Annotated in this window: 4 protein-coding genes and 1 tRNA gene; 2 read left to right on the forward strand and 3 right to left on the reverse strand. The window is 52.1% G+C overall.

All coding sequences use genetic code 11. From position 1 onward, the window contains the following. Nucleotides 1–813 (reverse strand): hypothetical protein (locus KKH67_14030; GenBank protein MBU1320299.1); only part of this gene is annotated, 813 nt, incomplete at its 3' end. 384 nt (nucleotides 814–1197) lie between these two features. On the opposite strand from KKH67_14030, the gene KKH67_14035 reads away from it, so the two are divergent. Beyond that, nucleotides 1198–1395: a type II secretion system GspH family protein gene (locus KKH67_14035; GenBank protein MBU1320300.1), complete on the forward strand. Its 198-nt coding sequence runs from the start codon at nucleotides 1198–1200 to the stop codon at nucleotides 1393–1395. Nucleotides 1396–1437: 42 nt separating this feature from the next. Here the strand turns inward: KKH67_14035 and KKH67_14040 are convergent, their stop codons facing one another. Both KKH67_14040 and KKH67_14045 read right to left on the reverse strand, forming a co-directional pair. Beyond that, the gene (locus tag KKH67_14040; protein MBU1320301.1) at nucleotides 1438–3282 is read right to left on the reverse strand and encodes a TonB-dependent receptor; all 1845 of its coding nucleotides are present in this window, start codon (nucleotides 3280–3282) and stop codon (nucleotides 1438–1440) included. A gap of 75 nt (nucleotides 3283–3357) precedes the next feature. Continuing rightward, nucleotides 3358–3446 (reverse strand) — tRNA-OTHER (locus tag KKH67_14045). Nucleotides 3447–3786: 340 nt separating this feature from the next. Between KKH67_14045 and KKH67_14050 the strand changes: the two genes are divergently transcribed. Continuing rightward, nucleotides 3787–4365, forward strand: coding sequence for a biotin transporter BioY (locus KKH67_14050; protein MBU1320302.1), 579 nt, complete (start codon nucleotides 3787–3789; stop codon nucleotides 4363–4365). The last annotated feature ends 168 nt before the right edge of the window (nucleotides 4366–4533 follow it).

The raw sequence follows: 4533 nt of genomic DNA on the forward strand, positions 1-4533 counted from the left end.
AAGAATGAACCTAGCACCATACGCTGGACCGTAGTGGTTGGCATCCCATAATCCTCCAAGAGTTGACCATGTCTTTGTGCCATGATTCCAGGCGATTGACCAGTCTTCGGGCTCGTTGTCAACATTTCCGTCATCAAATACAAAGTCATACTCCGCCAAGAGCCTGCCGGTAAACATAATGTCCTGAAAGACGCGATGAGTTGTGCGGAAGCCTGAGTCAAACATCGCGACAATGACTCCCTGGCCGGCATAACCGGCATTATGTGCCGGTATCACATTTATTTGGTTCAGTTGATCAAAGGACGCGCCATAGTTCAGGTCGGGAGAGTTGAGGCTCTCAGATGAACCATCTTTTGTTGTTCCGGTCTCGGACGGGTATGTTTTCTTGGCCCCAATCATAGGACGGATCTCAACGACAAATGGCAGATTCGCGATAGCACCGAGCAGAGATATCGGAACTTCGAAACTCGCGGCATTGAGATATCGTGAAGTTCGGCGAGATTCTGCGCCGAGATCAACAACCGCGTTCACGTAGGAGGCTTTCACAGGGACATCGATTATTGTAAACTTGTCCTTGCCCGACTTCTTTCTCCGCGCGAGTGCTCTGTCGGTGATGCGGTCGGATAGAGTGCTTGCAGCCTGTATGAACTCTGACTTCGACGTGATACCTCGGTCCGAGAAAAAGACCCAAATCTTGACTCTACCGTCGATTGATTTGGCGTTCAGGTACTCGATTGTTCTGCTGGAGATTATCTCCGCTGGTCTGGGCTTCACATAGGAATCGGGGAGTTCAACGGATATGTCGCTGCTCACAGCGACCCCCGTCCAGAGGAGAAGAATGGCTATGATTATCGGCAAGATCAATCGATTGGCCTGCATTGTTTTGCCTTTCGTCCTGTAGGTTCGCGGTCGGAACTCCTATTAAGATATCCGTTTCATTATGATTGTCAATCGTAACAATTGTCAATCGGAAACAATTGTTTAGACTTAATGCGGGAGTAATTCCGTAATCTGTTAAACGGTATCCAGAAAAGGGGACTGCTATTGTGATCAGAACTCTTCAGTACATGATCGTCGTATCTGGAATCCGTTGTTTAATAGTCGATTAGGGCATATCTTCAGAAACCGCACTGAGAGGCACACCGCTTGCTGAAACATGCTGTGATGATGGCTCAACTAGCTACAAGGCGGTATCAAATGCGACTGAAGAAGCAAAACGGATTTACGATGATGGAGCTGGTCATAGTGACAGTCATGATTGGATTAATTGCTGCGATGGCAGTACCGGATTTCATCAAATCGATGCAGAAACTCAGATGGCACGGCACCGGCACGGATGTTCTGATTTCACTCAGACCAGCAAGGTCATATGCAAATTCACAGTTTGATGGATAGGATCGTTTCTTGTCATATTCCTACCACACCGGCTCAACACGTTCAGTCGAGTAGACTGTCAAACCACAGACCGGCACGAAGCCAACGGCCTGGGGTAGGAACAGTGCCCAGTTCCGTGTAGGGCGTGTCTAACAGGTTTGTGGCCTCGGCAAATAACTTCACCTTGCCGACTCTCCATGAAAGCCGGGTGTCAATCACAAAATAATCATCCCCTTGAAGCCTCTTGAGATAGCGCAGATTCCAACTTTGTCGCACCGACGCGGACCACCGCTGGCCAACGTCAACAACCACCTGGTGCCGCAGATGATCCAAGACATATTTGGATTCACAATCACCCGCAGTACGCTTAGAATCGAGAAAAGTATAGCGCGCGCTGATATCAGTTACTGGTGACCAACTCCAGGCCTCATTAAGTTTTGTGGCTGCCCCGATTTCCACTCCTCTTGTTGTCACATGCGTAACATTGAGGACCTGCCAGGGATCCTTGGGGTCGTGCCGGGCCCAGTCAATAAGGTCGGTACCCTTGCGCACGAAGGTGGACAGACTGGCTGATACAGAACTGCTCCACAGGCGCGTGCCGATTTCATACGTCCACGACTTCTCCGGTTGAAGGTCAGGGTTACCGATGTTAGCCGGGCTTTGGTAGTGAAGCTCAGTGTAGGTTGGGACCCTGAAGGATTTGCCGACTGTAAAGAACAACCTTGCATGGGGTGACAACTGATATCCCATATCTATACCGGGCCAGATGTTCCAGCCCCAATTGGTGTAGTGGTAGACAGTGGCTCCAGGTACAAAGACCAGTTTGGCTATTGGCGTCAAACTCATCTCGAAAAAGAGCCCTCCTCGAGTCCGGAAATGGCTGCCCAGATTGGTGCTCTTGATCTCTTCACCGGCCAGCTCCGCACCAAGGGTGCTGACACCCCAGAACGATGTCAGGCTGGTTAGCAACTCCACGCCGTATTGGTCAGTTGTATGACGGTTGCGGTACCACTCGGGGCGGTTTCGGTCCAGAATGAAATCGTCTTTGTGTCGCCGCCAAAAGAGCTTCGGGCTCAGCACCGCGCGACCGATCCCAAGCTTGGCGTCGGCTGAAAGGAACAATGTCTTGGTCGCCTCCCACTCGTCAGCGAAGAGGTCGGAATAGAACCGATAGGCGCCGAATTCCTTGTCCAGGTACCGGGCAGAGAAACTGATCGGGCCCGCCCCGGTGAGAACGCGGGCGCTATATCCGAAAGTGGTTGCATCGAATTCAGTATTGCTCCGATACCCGGTAGAATTCATCCGGCCAAGTGTCAGGCGGTGAGTCGTGATGCCCAGCGGATACGACAGTGTCGCCAGGCGTTCAAACAGCCCAAAGTCGCCCGTCGCTATTTCCACATGGGTCAGTTCATCAGCTGCTTGCCTGGTAATAATGTTGACAACCCCTCCCATGGCGTTGGGGCCGTACAGTTTGGACCCGGGACCCTTGAGGACCTCTATACGTTCAATATCAGCCAACGCCACCGGCAAATCGAGATTGTGGTGGCCTGTTTGAGGGTCACTGACCTTGATCCCGTCGATTAGGAATAATGTCTGTTCGAACGTTCCACCACGAATAGACACGTCGGCCTGCACGCCCGACGTTCCCCGCCGCCGGACGTCGACGCCCAGCGCTCTCGCCAGAAGCTCGTCGACGCTACGCACCGGAGCTGCTTCTATTTCACTGCGTCCGATAACAATTACACTTCTGGCAAGGTCGGAAAAGGTCGATGGCGCCCGGGCAGCGGTTACGACAATGACGGTGTCCAGTTCATAGATTCGCTCCTCCTGCGCAAAGCTGGGAAGTGCAAATAGCATGGCAGCCAAGAAAATAATTACTTGTGCTACTCCCGTGTTTGGCTTAAGCATTTGTTCTCTTTACCTCCGTCGGTAGCAATTCCTCCAAACCAAAGTGCAAAAAAACCATGAGCGTGTACTAAAGGCCGGATTCGGAGTCGAACCGAACAGGACACTTGCGAAGCATCCTCAACGGGTTTGCAGCCCGCGGGGAGCACCCGCTCCCTTTACCAGCCTTGTTAGATAATCCTTTGTCCAAGATTGGTCTCACATACCATCATTCAGTGACTCTGATGGCTAACCAAGCACGGTACTGCAACCTCCCTGGTAAGTCCGTTTCCGAACAAGGAGCCAGCACCCTGGCTGAACGACCGTAATATGCCCTGGGCAGACACAGTGTCCTGTATTCCAACTCATGATGACTGAGCAGTTCAAAACTGTGGATAGAATAGTTGTCGCTCTCGATGATGTCAAGGCGAAAGTTCGTCTCGGCAGTTCCGGGTATACAGATTTCATTTGCCCAGGCTCCTTCTTCGTCATATATTCCCTTGAAAGAATGTCAATTGAGGAAGTACTATGCAGGCTCACGCGCTAACCATCTACGGAGCATTGGCTAGATCGCCTTCAACTTGGCGGGAGATTCCCCTTCTGCTGGGGTTCAACCTTGTACTGGTAGTAACTTCATATGTCTCGTTCCAGCTGCCATGGTCTCCGGTTCCGTTCACGGGCCAAACGTTCGGCATCTTGCTCATCGCGATAGCGCTCGGCCGCCTGCGCGGGGCAGGAGTAGTCCTTGCCTATCTCGGAGAAGGAGCTATGGGACTCCCTATTTTTGCCGGAGGCAACGCCGGAATGGGAGTCTTGCTCGGCCCGACTGGGGGGTATCTGATCGGTTTCTTGGTGGCGGCATTTGTTGTCGGGTGGCTGGCCGATATCGGCTTCAGCCGCAAGTATCATTTGTCCTTATTGGCTATGCTTGCGGGAATGATAGTCATTTACGTCTGCGGTCTGGCTTGGCTGGCTCTCTTTGTGCCTGCTGACAGGCTGTTAGCGGCCGGGCTGTATCCTTTCTTGCCGGGTGCGGCCATAAAGCTGGGGCTGGCATCAGTGATGCTGCCTACTGTATGGAGGTTTGTCGGCACACGACCGAGCTGAAGATAAGTTGTAGCTGATCGCGGAAATGTAAGGCAGAACCAAAGCGATTCTGGCTTTTCTCATTCGGGTCAGAACCAATGGCTCAGCCTCGGGCTTCATGCCAGTTAAGGATAATTTCAGGCAGATGATGTGGAGTTCTGTCGCCTAGAGCAATTACAGCCAGTAGCT

Source organism: Candidatus Zixiibacteriota bacterium (assembly GCA_018820315.1).
Taxonomy (GTDB): domain Bacteria; phylum Zixibacteria; class MSB-5A5; order JAABVY01; family JAHJOQ01; genus JAHJOQ01.